13 protein-coding genes are annotated in these 12,836 nt (G+C 69.1%); 5 read left to right on the top strand and 8 right to left on the bottom strand.

Translation table 11 applies throughout. From position 1 onward, the window contains the following. Positions 1-2 precede the first annotated feature (2 nt). Together AX769_RS19465 and AX769_RS19460 are read right to left on the bottom strand one after the other, a co-directional pair. Positions 3-1,931, bottom strand: coding sequence for an APC family permease (locus AX769_RS19465; RefSeq protein WP_066284056.1), 1,929 nt, complete (start codon positions 1,929-1,931; stop codon positions 3-5). Positions 1,932-2,031: 100 nt separating this feature from the next. Next, a complete protein-coding gene (locus tag AX769_RS19460; RefSeq protein WP_066282426.1) occupies positions 2,032-2,649 on the bottom strand; it encodes a DNA-3-methyladenine glycosylase I in 618 nt (205 codons plus the stop codon). A gap of 166 nt (positions 2,650-2,815) precedes the next feature. Here AX769_RS19460 and AX769_RS19455 point away from each other — a divergent pair, with 166 nt between their 5' ends. Next, a complete protein-coding gene (locus AX769_RS19455; RefSeq protein WP_066282424.1) occupies positions 2,816-3,745 on the top strand; it encodes an amidohydrolase in 930 nt (309 codons plus the stop codon). A gap of 97 nt (positions 3,746-3,842) precedes the next feature. On the opposite strand, the gene AX769_RS19450 is transcribed toward AX769_RS19455, so the two are convergent. From AX769_RS19450 to AX769_RS24820, 4 genes are all read right to left on the bottom strand, one after another. After that, positions 3,843-4,139, bottom strand: a complete 297-nt coding sequence (locus AX769_RS19450) for an acylphosphatase (protein ID WP_066282423.1) — start codon at positions 4,137-4,139, stop codon at positions 3,843-3,845. 17 nt (positions 4,140-4,156) lie between these two features. Beyond that, positions 4,157-5,143, bottom strand: a complete 987-nt coding sequence (locus AX769_RS19445; RefSeq protein ID WP_066282421.1) for an aldo/keto reductase — start codon at positions 5,141-5,143, stop codon at positions 4,157-4,159. 96 nt (positions 5,144-5,239) lie between these two features. Next, positions 5,240-6,601: an aminopeptidase C gene (locus AX769_RS19440; protein ID WP_066282420.1), complete on the bottom strand. Its 1,362-nt coding sequence runs from the start codon at positions 6,599-6,601 to the stop codon at positions 5,240-5,242. A 112-nt stretch (positions 6,602-6,713) separates the two neighbouring features. Beyond that, a complete protein-coding gene (locus AX769_RS24820) occupies positions 6,714-6,851 on the bottom strand; it encodes a hypothetical protein (RefSeq protein ID WP_204249245.1) in 138 nt (45 codons plus the stop codon). Between the two features lie 122 nt (positions 6,852-6,973). Here AX769_RS24820 and AX769_RS19435 point away from each other — a divergent pair, with 122 nt between their 5' ends. Beyond that, on the top strand, positions 6,974-8,050 hold the full coding sequence (locus tag AX769_RS19435; RefSeq protein ID WP_066282417.1) for a winged helix DNA-binding domain-containing protein: 1,077 nt from the start codon (positions 6,974-6,976) through the stop codon (positions 8,048-8,050). Between the two features lie 25 nt (positions 8,051-8,075). On the opposite strand, the gene AX769_RS24815 is transcribed toward AX769_RS19435, so the two are convergent. Both AX769_RS24815 and AX769_RS24810 read right to left on the bottom strand, forming a co-directional pair. Next, the gene (locus AX769_RS24815; RefSeq protein ID WP_066282415.1) at positions 8,076-8,309 is read right to left on the bottom strand and encodes a UTRA domain-containing protein; all 234 of its coding nucleotides are present in this window, start codon (positions 8,307-8,309) and stop codon (positions 8,076-8,078) included. Continuing rightward, a complete protein-coding gene (locus tag AX769_RS24810; RefSeq protein WP_204249244.1) occupies positions 8,306-8,809 on the bottom strand; it encodes a GntR family transcriptional regulator in 504 nt (167 codons plus the stop codon). The genes AX769_RS24815 and AX769_RS24810 overlap by 4 nt, the downstream gene beginning before the upstream one ends. Positions 8,810-9,025: 216 nt before the next feature. Here AX769_RS24810 and AX769_RS19420 point away from each other — a divergent pair, with 216 nt between their 5' ends. The 3 genes from AX769_RS19420 (at position 9,026) to AX769_RS19410 (ending at position 12,806) form a co-directional block, all read left to right on the top strand. Then, positions 9,026-10,168, top strand: coding sequence for an ABC transporter permease (locus tag AX769_RS19420; RefSeq protein WP_082764122.1), 1,143 nt, complete (start codon positions 9,026-9,028; stop codon positions 10,166-10,168). Then, the gene (locus AX769_RS19415) at positions 10,168-11,064 is read left to right on the top strand and encodes an ABC transporter permease (protein ID WP_066282410.1); all 897 of its coding nucleotides are present in this window, start codon (positions 10,168-10,170) and stop codon (positions 11,062-11,064) included. Before AX769_RS19420 ends, AX769_RS19415 begins: the two co-directional genes overlap by 1 nt. A gap of 113 nt (positions 11,065-11,177) precedes the next feature. Further along, entirely contained in the window at positions 11,178-12,806 is a 1,629-nt protein-coding gene (locus AX769_RS19410; RefSeq protein ID WP_066282408.1) for an ABC transporter substrate-binding protein, read from the top strand. Positions 12,807-12,836: the final 30 nt, after the last annotated feature.

The raw sequence follows: 12,836 nt of genomic DNA, 5'->3' as shown, positions 1-12,836 counted from the left end.
GGCTAGGAGACGTGAACGTCGGGCCGCCGCTTGCGGTCGGGCTCGGCCCGACGCAGCACCTCGCGGGTGACCGGCGCCACGTCGCCCACGCCCGTCACCAAGAAGCGCGCGAGGTTCGACAGCGGGCCGCCCTCGTTCCACTCGAAGTAGATGTCGGGCACGACGCCGGTCGCGTCGCGGATCTCGAGCAGCACCGTCGCGAGGGTGTTGGGGATGTTGCCACTTCGCACGCGCATGACGCGGTAGCCGTGCACGAGCTTGCCCTCGACCTCCAGATCCTCTTCGAAGTTCGACGAGTCGGCGTGCCAGACCTCCATGAAGATGACCGGCGTGCGCTGCGGGATCCCGCTGTAGCGCCGCTCGTCCTTCGCCTTCTGCTTGTACTCGTCGAGGGTGCCGTCGTCGGGCTCGTTGGCGATCAGGGCGATTCGGCCCGACTCGTCGGCGTCCTCCGTGACGAAGGCGAGCGCCTGCGGGTCGAGCGAGACGCTGGTGGCGCGCAGCTGGAACGAGCGGCGCACGCGCGACAGGATCGCGATCACGATGATCCCGAGGATGAAGAGCCCGGCGATGCGCACGCCCTCCGGCCGCTCGATCACGTTGAGCACGGTGGTGTAGCCGAACACCACCACGGTGATGCCGAAGCCGATCGCGATGCCGCGCTGTTTCTTGCGCAGCGCCGACAGGAACACGGCGACGGATGCCGACGTGATCAGCACGAGCACGCCGGTCGCGTACGCGCCACCCTGCGCGTCGACGTTCGCCTTGAACGCGAGCGTGATGATGAAGGCGATCGCGATGAACACGAGCACGAGGGGCCGCACCGCGGCGGCCCACTGGGGTGCCATGCCGTAGCGCGGCAGATACCGTGGCACCAGGTTGAGGAGGCCGGCCAGGGCCGACGCTCCCGCGAACCACAGGATGCAGATCGTCGACACGTCGTAGATCGTGCCGAAGCCGTTGCCGAGATAGAGGTGCGCCATGTACGCCAGCGCGCGCCCGTTGGCCTGCCCGCCCGCCGCGAACTCCTTCTGCGGGATCAGGATCGTCGTGGCGATGCTCGAGGTGATCAAGAAGACGCTCATGATGACGGCGGCCGTGGTCAGCAGCCGCTTGGCGCCCCGGATCCTGCCGGCCGGTCGCTGGGGGTCGTCGTCTTCGGCTCCGGTGATCTGCGGCATGACTGCCACCCCGGTCTCGAAGCCCGAGAGGCCCAGGGCGAGCTTCGGGAAGACGAGCAGCGAGATGCCGATGATGGCGAGCGGGTTGCTGTGCTGGTGAGTGAGGTTCGACCACCAGTCGCTCGTGAGCTGCGGGTGCTCGAAGACGCGGCCGAAGGACACCCCGATGACGACCGCGTTCAGCACGAGGTAGACGCCGACGAGCACGAGCGCGATGCCGATCGCCTCCTTGAAACCGCGGAGGAAGACGACGCCGAGCAGGGCGATCAACACCAGGGTGATCGGCACTTCGGCGCCGTGGAACCAGCTCGGCGCGAACGGGTTCTCGATGGCGTGCGCCGCGGCGTCGGCGGCCGACAGGGTCACGGTGATCATGAAGTCGGTGGCGGCGAAGCCGAGAAGGATCAGCACGAACAGCTTGCCGCCCCACCACGGCAGCAGCCGCTCGAGCATGGCGATCGAGCCCGAACCCTTGAAGCTCTCGCGGGCCACGCGACGATAGACGGGCAGGGCGCCGAGCAGCGTCAGCAGCACCAGCACGATCGTGGCGAACGGCGACAGGAGGCCGGCGGCCACGGCTGCGATCGCGGGCTGATAGCCGAGCGTCGAGAAGTAGTCGACGCCGGTGAGGCACATGACCCGCCACCACGAGTGCGTCTTCTCGACCGTGCGGGCGTGCGGGCCGGGCTGCGAGGCCGTCTTGTCGGTGAGGCCGTCGAGCATCCAGGCGCGGAACCCGCGACGAGGCATCCTGGCCAGCGAGCCCTGCTCGAGGGCGTCGGTGTCGCCGGTGCGATCTGTGGTGGTCACGGGACAGTTTTACACGGGGCGGGCACCGATCAGAGGGGGTTCACGCCCAGACTCCCGAACTGCCTCGGCGGTGGCTGTCGACGAGATGCGTGTCGACGATGCCGATCGCCTCCATCAGTGCGTGCATCGTGGTCGGCCCGACGAAGCGGAAGCCCTTCTGCTTGAGTGCTTTCGACAGCGCTGTCGACTCCGGCGACGTGGTCGGGATCTCGCCGAGCGTCGCCGGTGCGGGCGTCGCCCGAGGCCGGAAGCTCCAGACGAACGCGGCCAGGCCGCCCTCGGCGCGGAGCGACACGGTGGCCTTCGCGTTGTCGATGGCGGCGTCGATCTTGAGCCGGTTGCGCACGATCCGGGCGTCGCCGAGGAGGCGTGCGCGGTCGGCGTCGTCGTAGGAGGCGACGGTGTCGGGGTCGAAGTCGTCGAACGCTTCGCGGAACGCCTCCCGCTTGCGGAGGATCGTCGCCCACGACAGCCCTGATTGGAAGGCCTCGAGGCTCAACCGCTCGTAGACGCCGCGCTCGTCGCGCACGGGCATGCCCCACTCGGTGTCGTAGTAGCCCATCAGCAGCGGGTCGGTCGCGGCCCACGCGGGGCGCGCGAGGCCGTCGGCGCCGACCACGACGGCGGGCGGCGCAGCCGCGGTCTCGTTGTCGCTCACGAGCCGAGCCTACGGTCGGCCGCCGTCACCGGCCACGCTCATCGCCCGGGTGACGGCCTCACACCGTCCCTTCACCGGGGATTCGGCGCCGTCAAAGGATTTGACGAGGTGAGAGCGCAACCGCTTCACTGTGACCATGACTGTGACGGTGCAACGGGGAGCATCTGTGCATTCGACGACCACGGCCCACCCCGCGGCGACCCGGGTCGACCTCCACCAGCATCTTCTGCCACCCGAGTTCCTCGACGCCCTGCGGTCTCGCACCGCTCTGCCGATGCTCCGTGACGAGTGGACACTGCTGACCGAGGGTGAGTCGGCCTTCTCGGTCAACCCCACCGCTCACGACGTCGAGCGCCGCCGCGAGCAGGAGCGCTGCGAGGGCAAGGGCGAGGTGATGGTCTCGCTGCCGGGCAACCTGCGCGTCGAAGACCTGCCGTTCGACGACTCTTGCGCCCTGATCGACATCTGGCACCGCTCGGCGCTCGCCCTGGGCGACCCCTTCCGCGTCTGGGCCGCCACCCCGATGACCCGCTTCGACCTCGACGGCCTCTCGGCGATCCTGGCCCACGCGCACTGCGTCGGCCTCCAGCTGCCCGCCTCGTCGATGGCCGATGCCGCGGCCGTCGCCCACCTCGAGCCAGTGCTGGCGCGCGTCGAGGCCGCCGGCAAGCCCGCTCTCGTGCACCCCCGACACGTCGTCGCCGCACCCAATGTCGGTGTCGCCACGGCCGACACGATGCCCCGCGCCGAGCAGCTGAAGGCGGCGTGGACCGCCTGGCACGAGGTCGGCCGGGCCCAGCACCCGACGCTCAGGATCGCATTCATCGCCCTGGCCGGGCTGGCACCGCTCGCGCAGGCCGCGGCCCAGTCGCGAGGCGGCAAGCTGCCGAAGTTCGACCCCAACGTCTTCTACGAGACCAGCGCCTACGACGAGCGCGCCATCGACGCGATGGCTCGCGTGGTCGGCCTCGGCCCGCTCGTGCACGGCTCGGATCGCCCCTACCGGCACCCGCGCGAGCACGAGCTCGGCCGCGCGGTGAACCACGCGCTGTTCTCGGCCAACCCCCGCGTGCTCCTCACGGGCCAGCCCCTCTAGCCGCCTGCGCTGCCGACTGCGTCGAACTCCGGTCGATTTCCGTCAAAACGGTCGATCCAGATCGACCGTTTTGCCTGAAATCGACCGGAGTCCGGCGCTAACGGGTCTCGAAGGCCGACTCGCCCAGCGGCGCGAGCTCCGACACGTCGACGCGGGTGACCTCGGCGCTCGACGGGCCGCCGCCGTGCAGCCAGGCGAGCAGCTCGTCGACATCCTGCGGCTCGCCCTCGACCTCGATCTCGACGGTGCCGTCGGGCCGATTGCGCACGAAGCCGCCCACCCCGATCCGGTCGGCCTCGCCCTCCGTCGAGAACCGGAAGCCGACGCCCTGGACGACGCCGCTCACGACCACTCGGCGGCGGACGATGTCGACCGGTTCGGGTTGAGCGCTCATGGCGGTCGAGCCGCGGCCTACTTGTTGACCGTCGACATGTCGGGGTAGCGGTCTCCCGCCGGCGCCGCGATGTCGTCGAGCTGGGAAACCTGGTCGGCGTCGAGCACGATGTCGTCGGCCGCGACGTTCTCTTCGAGGTAGGGCAGGCGCTTGGTGCCCGGGATCGGCACGATGCCCTCGCCCTTCGCGAGCAGCCACGCGAGCGCGACCTGCCCGGGCTTCGCACCGAGGTCGGCGGCGATGATGTCGACCGCCGTGACGATCGCGATGTTCGCCTCGAGGTTGTCGCCCCGGAACCGCGGGTTGAAGCGACGCACGTCGTTCTCGTCGAGCTGGTCGACGCTGCGGATGGCGCCGGTCAAGAAGCCGCGGCCGAGCGGCGAGTAGGGCACGAAGCCGATGCCGAGGGCGCGCACGGTCGGCAGGATCTCGTCCTCCGGCTCGCGAGACCACAGCGAGTACTCGGTCTGGAGCGCGGTGATCGGGTGGACGGCGTGGGCGCGGCGGATGGTCTCTGGCGCGGCTTCGGAGAGGCCGAGGTGCCGAACCTTGCCGGCGGTCACGAGCTCGGCCATGGCGCCGACGGTGTCCTCGATCGGCACGAGGGTGTCGACGCGGTGCTGGTAATAGAGGTCGATGTAGTCGACGCCGAGGCGCTCGAGCGAGCCCTCGATCGACTTCTTGACGTAGTCGGGGCGGCCGTCGACGCCGCGCGTCTTGCGGGCCTCCGGGTCGGTGACGTTGCCGAACTTCGTCGCGATGACGACGCCATCGCGCTTGCCTGTCAGCGCGCGGCCGAGCAACTGCTCGTTGGTGAAGGGGCCGTACATATCGGCGGTGTCGAAGAGCGTGACGCCGAGGTCGATGGCGCGGTGGACCACGCGGATCGACTCGTCGTCGTTCAGAGTGTGGCCGGTGTAGAACGCCGACATGCCCATGCAGCCGAGGCCCACGCGGCCGACGTCGAGGCTTGCGTCGCCGGTTCCGAGGAGTGTGTGCTTCATGGGCTCACTGTACGACCGGCCGCCCTGCGGCGACCGGCCGCCGGGCCACGACCGGCGGCCCGGGCGGCCACGGGGATGCGCCTCCGCGGAACCGAGCTACGCGAGCGCACCCATCGGGTCCCACGCGGGCAGCACCCGCGGGGACGAGGTGAGGGCGGGGCGCAGCGACTCGGGCAGAGCCGACTTCTTGACGACGACCTCGAAGACGTACTCGGCGAACCACGAGTCGTCCATCGTGTAGAAGCCCTGGTCGCCGTTCGAGTCGCCCCAGCTGTTCTCGACGCGCCAGCGACGCGGGGTGTCGCCGTCGAGGTCGACGCCGGTGAGCAGCATCGCGTGGGTCATCGCCGAGTCGCCGGCGAGCACGCGATCTTCTTTGGTCATGCCGAGGTCGAGGCCGTAGACGCCGTCGTAGTCGAACAGGTCGGCCGCCCAGCGGCCCTCCTTGCGCAGCACCTGTTGGCCCACGTCGCAGCCGAACCACACCGGCTCGCCCTGCACGATCGACGCGGCCGCGAGTTGCTTCATGACCTCGATCGGGGCGTTGACGTAGCGCACCTCGCTGCCGCCGCGCACGTTGCCGAGGTTCGCCACGGTGAGCGCCTCGCCCTTGGCGTGTGCCGAGCGGGGGTCGTCGACGAGGCAGACGTAGTCGTCGAGGTCGAGGGTGACGTATCGGGCGGAGAACTCCTGCGGGGTCAGCTCGCCGTCGCGGTGGAAGTTCTTGTCGTCGTCGGTCCACTGCCACTCGAAGGTCTCGGGCGGGGTGCCGAGGTGCACGCCCAGGATGCGGTGCACACCTTCGAGCGCATCGAGCCGGGCGGCCTCGACGGTGTCGGTGATCTCGCCCGCGGCGACCAGGGCGCGCAGGTGCAGAGCCGAGCGGCGGAGGTGCTTGCGCAGCAGCGAGTTCATCTTGCCGGTGTTCGACGACGACTCCGTCTCGGGCATCGCCTGCTGCGGCACGACGCCGTGCTTGGCGAAGATGCTCGTCGCCATGTCCCACTGGCCGCCGTCGCCGAGGGGCTCCGACAGCAGGAAGGTGACCAGCCGGGACGCTGACTCGTCGGTGGCTGTCGACACGATGTCTCCGAGCCAGAAGTTGGCCCGCTCGAGCTTGTCCCAGTACATCGCGTGATTCTGGCTGAACTCGAAGTCCTTCATGCCGAGGCGCTTCTTCGTGCCGACGCGCAGGAGGTTGAGGGCGGCGAAGAGCCAGCAGCGGCCGCTCTTCATCTGGTTGGTGACCTTCCAGTCGTCCAGCCGGTTCGAGACGGACGACGGGATCGCGACGAATCGCTCACGGCGCAGGGCGACGTCGTCGAGGCCCGTGCGGGTCACCGCGTTCTGCATGCGGACGGCATTCGAGTCGTGCTCGAAGCGGTGACGGAAGCCGGAGACGGCTTCGGAGGTCAACGCTCCAGAGACGGATGTGTGCGGCTGGTCGATCAGGGTCATGACGGAGGGCCTCTCTCAGCGTGGGCTTCGGTTGCCACTGAGGCTAGACCGAGGCGCTGAGGAGGCCCTTCGGGTGTTGCGGGATGATGCGGGTGGCGCTGCGGAGATGGACTCAGCGCTTCTTGACGTTCGAGACGATGTCTTCGGAGTGCGAGGCCTTGCCGCTCTTCGCCTTCTTGTCGGCGCGCTTCTCTTTGAGACTGCGGACGGCGACTTTGGCGCCGTCTTTGTGGCTGGATTTGTCGGCCATGGTGGTGCCTCCTGTCGAGACCTGGCGGTCCCGTGGGCACCGAGGCTACGCGGCCCCATCCCGAACCCCGCTCGAGCCAGGCGAACTGGCAGGTTGGAGCCCGCGCCGCCTAGGGTGGGCGCATGCGACCGGACGAGATCGCCAGGCGACGGCTCACCGCCCAGCGGGTCGCCGGGCACGGCGCGTCGTCGGTCGCCGAGGTCGCCGCCTCGCAGCTCGCGACCCAGGCGCAGGATCTCCTCGGGGCCGAGTGGGCGCTCGGCCTGCGCTCGACCACCGGCGAAGGCAATGTCGCCAGTGCACTCGTCGACGGCAGCGTCATCCGGTCGTGGCCGATGCGCGGCACTCTCATGATCATGGCGAGAGTCGACGCCCGCTGGCTCACCGAGCTGCTCGCTCCGCGTGCGTTCGCGGCCGCAGCCTCGGTCTGGCGCCGTGACGGCATGGTGAAGGAGGACTTCGATCGGGCAGCCGACATCGTGCGAGACGCGCTCTCGGGAGGGCCGGCGTTGAGCCGCCCCGCGCTGCTGGAGGCGATCGGGGCCGCCGGCGTCGAAACCGGCGGCGGTCGCGGGTCGCACCTCCTCCGCCAGCTCGCCGGCGAGACCCTGATCGTGTTCGGGCCGCCACAGGGCACGCGGCAGACCTTCGTCCTCCTCGACGAGTGGGCCCCCGGGGCCGTGCGCTACGAGCGCGACGACGCGCTCCGCATCCTGGCCACCCGGTACGTGGCCGGCCATGCGCCGACGACCGTGCCGGATCTCGCGTGGTGGAGCGGCCTCACCCTCACCGACGCGCGCCGCGCCGTCGCACTCGCGGGCGACGCGGTCGAGCAGGATGCCGAGGGGCTCCTGGTCCCGCCGGGCGGCGCTGCCCAGCCGCCTCGCCGTGGTGACGTGCGTCTGCTGCCGCCCTTCGACGAGATCCTGCTGGGGTATCGCGATCGTGTGGCGAGCCTCGCCCCCGAGCACTTCGCGCGCGTCGTGCCCTACTCGAACGGCCTCTTCGCCCCCACGCTCGTGATCGACGGGGTCGTCTCGGGCTTGTGGCGACGCACGCTCGCAGGATCGGGCGGGGTGCGCATCGACCTCGAGCCCTTCGCCGAGCTCTCCGACGTCGTGCGGCGCGCGGTGGAGCGTCGCGCGGCGGAGTACGGCCGCTACCTCGGCCGCGAGGCCACCCTCGCGATCCTGCCCTGACACGCCCGCCGGGCGCCGACGTGGCTCAGAGCAGCGTCGCCGTCGCCTCCAGCCTCACCCGGTCGCCACGGAATCGGTCGAACACGGTCTGGATGGGCGTGCCGTCTTCGGCGTAGTAGGTCATGTCGCGCGCGATGAGCGGGGTGCCCTCTTCGACGCCGAGAATGCGCGCGGTGTGGCCGTCGGCGCCGTCGCTGCCGATCGTCATGGTGACCTCGCCCGGCTTCAGGCCGAAGAACGCCTCGATGACCTTCTTCATCGTGACCGGCCCTCGAGGCTGTTGGCGGCGGCGGTGTAGACGGTCGAGAAGTACGCCGTGCGCAGCCCGATCACCTCGCCGTCCGTCAAGAACGAGTTCTCGATCATCCGCACGCTGTCCTCGTCGATGTGGAGCCGGTCGCGGACGAGCGGGAAGCTCGGCACGACGCGCTCTTCGATCGTCTCGATGACCACGTGCTCGGAGTCGGTGTGGATGTCGCTGAGCGGCACGAGCACCCCGACGTTGCTGACGCGGGTGCCGACGCGGCGTCGCCGCTCGACGAAGCCGGTGTCGCGCAGCTGCGTGAGGGCCGCCCGCACGCTTCCGCGACTGGTGTTGAACAGCGCCATGAGGTCTTCCTCGGCGAGCGGGTCGTCGGGCGCGATGTAGCCGTCGCGGATCGACGAGGTGATGAGATCGCGCACCCGGCGGGCGGAGATCTGACGCCCGTGGGCCGAGCCTCCGCGAGACCGCGGGTGCTCCGGAGATGGCGTTGTCATGGCGCTCCAACTTGTTCGAGTGGCGTTACGACAGTGTGAAGCGAGCCGCGAACAGGGTTTTTGTGATTCACGGCAGGTTCCCTACGTCGCGTAATCGATCGGTTACCGCAGATGCCGGTACCGGAAACGTCGCGACGCCATCATTGTGCCATCCCCACGGCGGAGACCCTGGTGGTCTTCATCGACCACCGTGACGAAGAGCTGGAAGGCGGACGCATGACCGTGAGTGAGCCCCAGACCGTGACCGGTCAGAGCCTCGACGACACGAGGGCCGAAGCGGAACGTCTCGCCGCGCTCGACACCTCACTGGCGCCGACCCGCCGATCCGCCTTCGCCGGGCTCTGGTTCGTCCGGCCGATCGTCAAGACGATCGTCAACTTCATCGTCTTCGTGCTGGTGGCGTTCTTCCTCGTGAAGCTCATCCCCGGCGACCCCGTCGTCGCAGCGACGGGCGGCCGACTCTCGGGCAAGGCCCTGCAGGCCGCTCGCGCCTCGTACGGGCTGACCGGGCCGTGGTGGCAGCAGCTCGGCACGTACCTCGACCAGCTGATCCACTTCGACCTCGGCACGTCGATCGCGTCGGGCCGGCCCGTCTCACAGGACTTCGCCACCAGGATCCCGGCGACGCTCGAGTTCGTCTTCTTCGGACTCTTCTTCGCCTGCGTCTTCGCACTCGTCGTCTCGTACTTCATCGTCACGCACCGCAGCAACGGGTTCGCCAAGGCGCTGGCCTCCTATGCCCGCTCGGCCGGCGCTCTGCCCGAGTACGTCATCGGCATCGCGGCGCTGTTCTTCTTCTTCGCCGAACTGCACTGGGCGCCGGCCCCCTCGGGCCGCCTCGACCCGATCCTGATCGCGCCGCCGCAAGTCACGGGCTTCCCGATGCTCGACTCGCTCCTCGCCGGCAACACGGCCGACCTGCAGTCGTACGCGGCTCACCTCGTCCTGCCGGTCATCGTGATGGTGCTCGCAGACTCGCCGCTGCTCATCAAGATGCTGATCCTCTCGCTCGACGAGGCGATCGACGACCCCGCCACGAAGTTCCGGGTCGCCTCCGGTGCGTCGCGCCGAACCGTGCTGGTCAGCATCTACCGCCGGGCCCTGCCGTCGGCCGTCGCCACGCTCGGGATGCTCTTCGGCCTCCTGCTCGGCGGCGCGGTCGTGCTCGAATCGCTCTTCAGCCTCGGCGGTCTCGGGCAGTACGCGGTCGACGCCGTCAACTCCAGCGACGTGTTCGCACTCCGGTCGTTCCTCGTGGTCGTCGCCGGCATGTGCCTCGTCATCTACCTCATCACGGACATCCTCACGATGCTCCTCGACTCCAGGCGTCGCTCGGGCGTCGCCGGGAAGGACGCCTGATGTCGCTCGACACCCCCGTCGTCATCTCGACCGACGACGCGATCCTCGCCCCGCCCGTCGCCCGCAAGGCGGCATCGACGAAGGGCTTCCACTTCTCCTGGCGCCTCGTGCCCTTCGCCATCGTGATCCTGCTGGCCATCATCGGCCCGTACCTCGCCAACCACCCGGCCACCAGCGTGGTCGGCGGCCAGACCGTCGCCCCGAACGGCAAGTTCTGGTTCGGCACGGATGCGAACGGCCTCGACATCTACTCGCGGGTCATGACGGCGTTCCGCCTCGACGTCTGCATCGCCCTGGGAGTCGCGATCATCTCGACTGTCGCCGCGATGGTCATCGGGCTCGTCTCGGGCATGTACGGGTCGCACCGCGGCGTGCTCGGCATCGTCTCGCGCATCCTGGGCCGCGCCGTCGACCTCGTCCAGTCGATCCCGGTCATGATCGCCGGCCTCGTGCTCGTGTCGTTCTTCGGCCGCAGCCCCGTCGTCGAGTGCCTCTCGCTGGCCGTCGTCATCATCCCCTTCCAGTCGCGCCTCATGAACACCGAGGTGCTGCGGACGCGCAGCGACGGCTACGTCGACGCCGCGCGCATGTCGGGGGAGTCGGAGCTCCGCCTGCTCGTGCGCCACGTGCTGCCGAACTCGTGGCGGCCCACGCTCGAGAACACCTCGACCGTCTTCGGCATGGGCATCATCTTCTGCGCCGCCCTCGGCTTCCTCGGCGTCGGCATCCCGACGCCGACCGCCGAGTGGGGCACCATGCTCTCGGTCGGAGCCCCGGACGCTGCGGTCGGCCACTGGTGGCCCGTCGCCTTCCCGGCCCTCGCGCTCGCATTCTCGGTCTGGAGCGCCTCCGTGCTCGTCTCGGCCTTCGTCGGCCGCCAGGCGAAACGGCGCTGACCCCGCCACCCCTCGCACTTCTCCACCCCCGCCTTCGGCCACACCCCGGTCGCGGCGATCCCTCCTGCACCCCTTCCCTCGCATCCACCCCGCTCGACTGGAGTCTCCCCACCATGAGAAAGACCAAACGCATCCTCTCCGCAGTGGCCCTCGCCGCTGCCGGAGCGATCGCCCTCGCTGCGTGCAGCTCGGGCGGATCATCGGGCACGTCGTCGGCCAGCACCTTCGTCATCGTGACCGCGGCTCAGCCCCAGAGCTTCTCGTACGAGACCAGCGCCACCGGCTACGAGGCCGCCGAGTTCTTCATGAACACCGGCGCCACCCTGATCCGCAACAAGTACGTCGCCGGCACCGGCGGCCAGTCCGAGCACGAGGACTACAACGACTTCACCGGCGTGCTCGCCAAGAGCTACGACGTCTCGTCGGACGGCCTCACCTACACGTTCCACCTCAACACCAAGGCCAAGAGCACCTCGGGCGACGCCCTGAACGCCCAGGACGTCGTCTGGTCGATGGACCGCAAGTTCAAGACCGCGACCAGCATCGTCTCGTTCGTCAGCGCGCCCTTCATCACCTCGCCGACCCAGTGGAAGGCCGTCAACGACTCGACCGTGACGCTGACCGTCGCCAAGAAGAGCTACGGCTACACGGCCCTGTCGCTGCTCTCCAACGTGCCCTACAACATCTACGACGCGACCCTGCTCAAGAAGCACGCGACGGCCTCCGACCCGTACGCAGTCAAGTGGTCGGGCACGCACGCCAACTTCGGCTTCGGCGCCTACAAGCTCTCGAGCTACACCCCCGGCGAGCAGATGGTCTACACGGCGAACACCGGCTACGCCCTCGGCACCCCGAAGGTGACCCGCATCGTCCAGCGCGTCGTGGCGGACGCCGGCACCCGAGCCAACCTCGTCAAGAGCGGCGACGCCCAGATCGCCGTCCAGCTTCGCCCGGCCGACCAGGTCAGCCTCGCCAAGGCCAAGTCCGCGACCATCTTCACGGTCCCGACCAACGCCTACGTCTACATGCCGCTTCTGACCTCGTCGGGCGTCTTCAAAGACGTCAACGTGCGCCGTGCTCTCGCCTATGCGATCCCCTACGACGCGATCGACAAGAACGTCTACCACGGGCGCGCCACGCCGAACTCGACGATCATCTCGTCGACCGACCCCGGGTTCGACTCGTCCGGCCTCAAGGCCAACACGACCGACCCCGCCAAGGCCAAGTCGATCCTGGCTGCCGCCGGCTACAAGTCGCCGATCAACTTCACGCTGACGGTCAACAACTCGGTGCCCGACCTCGACGAGGCCGCGGTGCAGATCCAGACCGCGGTCAAGGCGGCCGGCTTCAACATGACGATCAACCAGGTCAACTCGTCGGCGTTCCAGGCCGGCCTCGCCGCCAAGACCTTCGCCGCGTCCCTCCAGCGCGACTACGCCGTGGTGCAGTCCCCGCCCTACGTCCTGTCGCTCTTCTACACGCCCAAGTCGCCGATCAACTGGCCGGACTTCACCAACCAGAACCTGATCAGCGCCATCGCCGCCGGCAACAACGCGGGTGTCCCCACCAGCGTCGCCGCCGGCAAGGAGTGGAACGCCGCGCAGAAGGTCCTCCAGGACCAGATGCCGACGATCTACATCAACTACGTCCAGCCCCTGAACGCCTTCGCGAACAACGTCAAGGGCTACGTCTACCGCTCTGACAACGTGCTCGACTACTCGCAGCTCAGCGTCTCCAAGTAGCACCCCGGGCCGGCGGCGCACCTCACCGCC

The organism is Frondihabitans sp. PAMC 28766, assembly GCF_001577365.1.
Taxonomy (GTDB): Bacteria; Actinomycetota; Actinomycetes; order Actinomycetales; family Microbacteriaceae; genus Frondihabitans.
Note: the sequence above shows the minus strand (reverse complement) of the source record. Positions and strands in the feature narration are given on the sequence as shown.

What these genes read in the sequence shown, in the direction of transcription:
- AX769_RS19465 (WP_066284056.1), bottom strand. Translation starts at nt 1,931, where the DNA reads ATGCCTCGTCGCGGGTTCCGCGCCTGGATGCTCGACGGCCTCACCGAC.
- AX769_RS19450 (WP_066282423.1), bottom strand. Translation starts at nt 4,139, where the DNA reads ATGAGCGCTCAACCCGAACCGGTCGACATCGTCCGCCGCCGAGTGGTC.
- AX769_RS19445 (WP_066282421.1), bottom strand. Translation starts at nt 5,143, where the DNA reads ATGAAGCACACACTCCTCGGAACCGGCGACGCAAGCCTCGACGTCGGC.
- AX769_RS19440 (WP_066282420.1), bottom strand. Translation starts at nt 6,601, where the DNA reads ATGACCCTGATCGACCAGCCGCACACATCCGTCTCTGGAGCGTTGACC.
- AX769_RS24820 (WP_204249245.1), bottom strand. Translation starts at nt 6,851, where the DNA reads ATGGCCGACAAATCCAGCCACAAAGACGGCGCCAAAGTCGCCGTCCGC.
- AX769_RS19435 (WP_066282417.1), top strand. Translation starts at nt 6,974, where the DNA reads ATGCGACCGGACGAGATCGCCAGGCGACGGCTCACCGCCCAGCGGGTC.
- AX769_RS24815 (WP_066282415.1), bottom strand. Translation starts at nt 8,309, where the DNA reads ATGAAGAAGGTCATCGAGGCGTTCTTCGGCCTGAAGCCGGGCGAGGTC.
- AX769_RS24810 (WP_204249244.1), bottom strand. Translation starts at nt 8,809, where the DNA reads ATGACAACGCCATCTCCGGAGCACCCGCGGTCTCGCGGAGGCTCGGCC.
- AX769_RS19420 (WP_082764122.1), top strand. Translation starts at nt 9,026, where the DNA reads ATGACCGTGAGTGAGCCCCAGACCGTGACCGGTCAGAGCCTCGACGAC.
- AX769_RS19415 (WP_066282410.1), top strand. Translation starts at nt 10,168, where the DNA reads ATGTCGCTCGACACCCCCGTCGTCATCTCGACCGACGACGCGATCCTC.
- AX769_RS19410 (WP_066282408.1), top strand. Translation starts at nt 11,178, where the DNA reads ATGAGAAAGACCAAACGCATCCTCTCCGCAGTGGCCCTCGCCGCTGCC.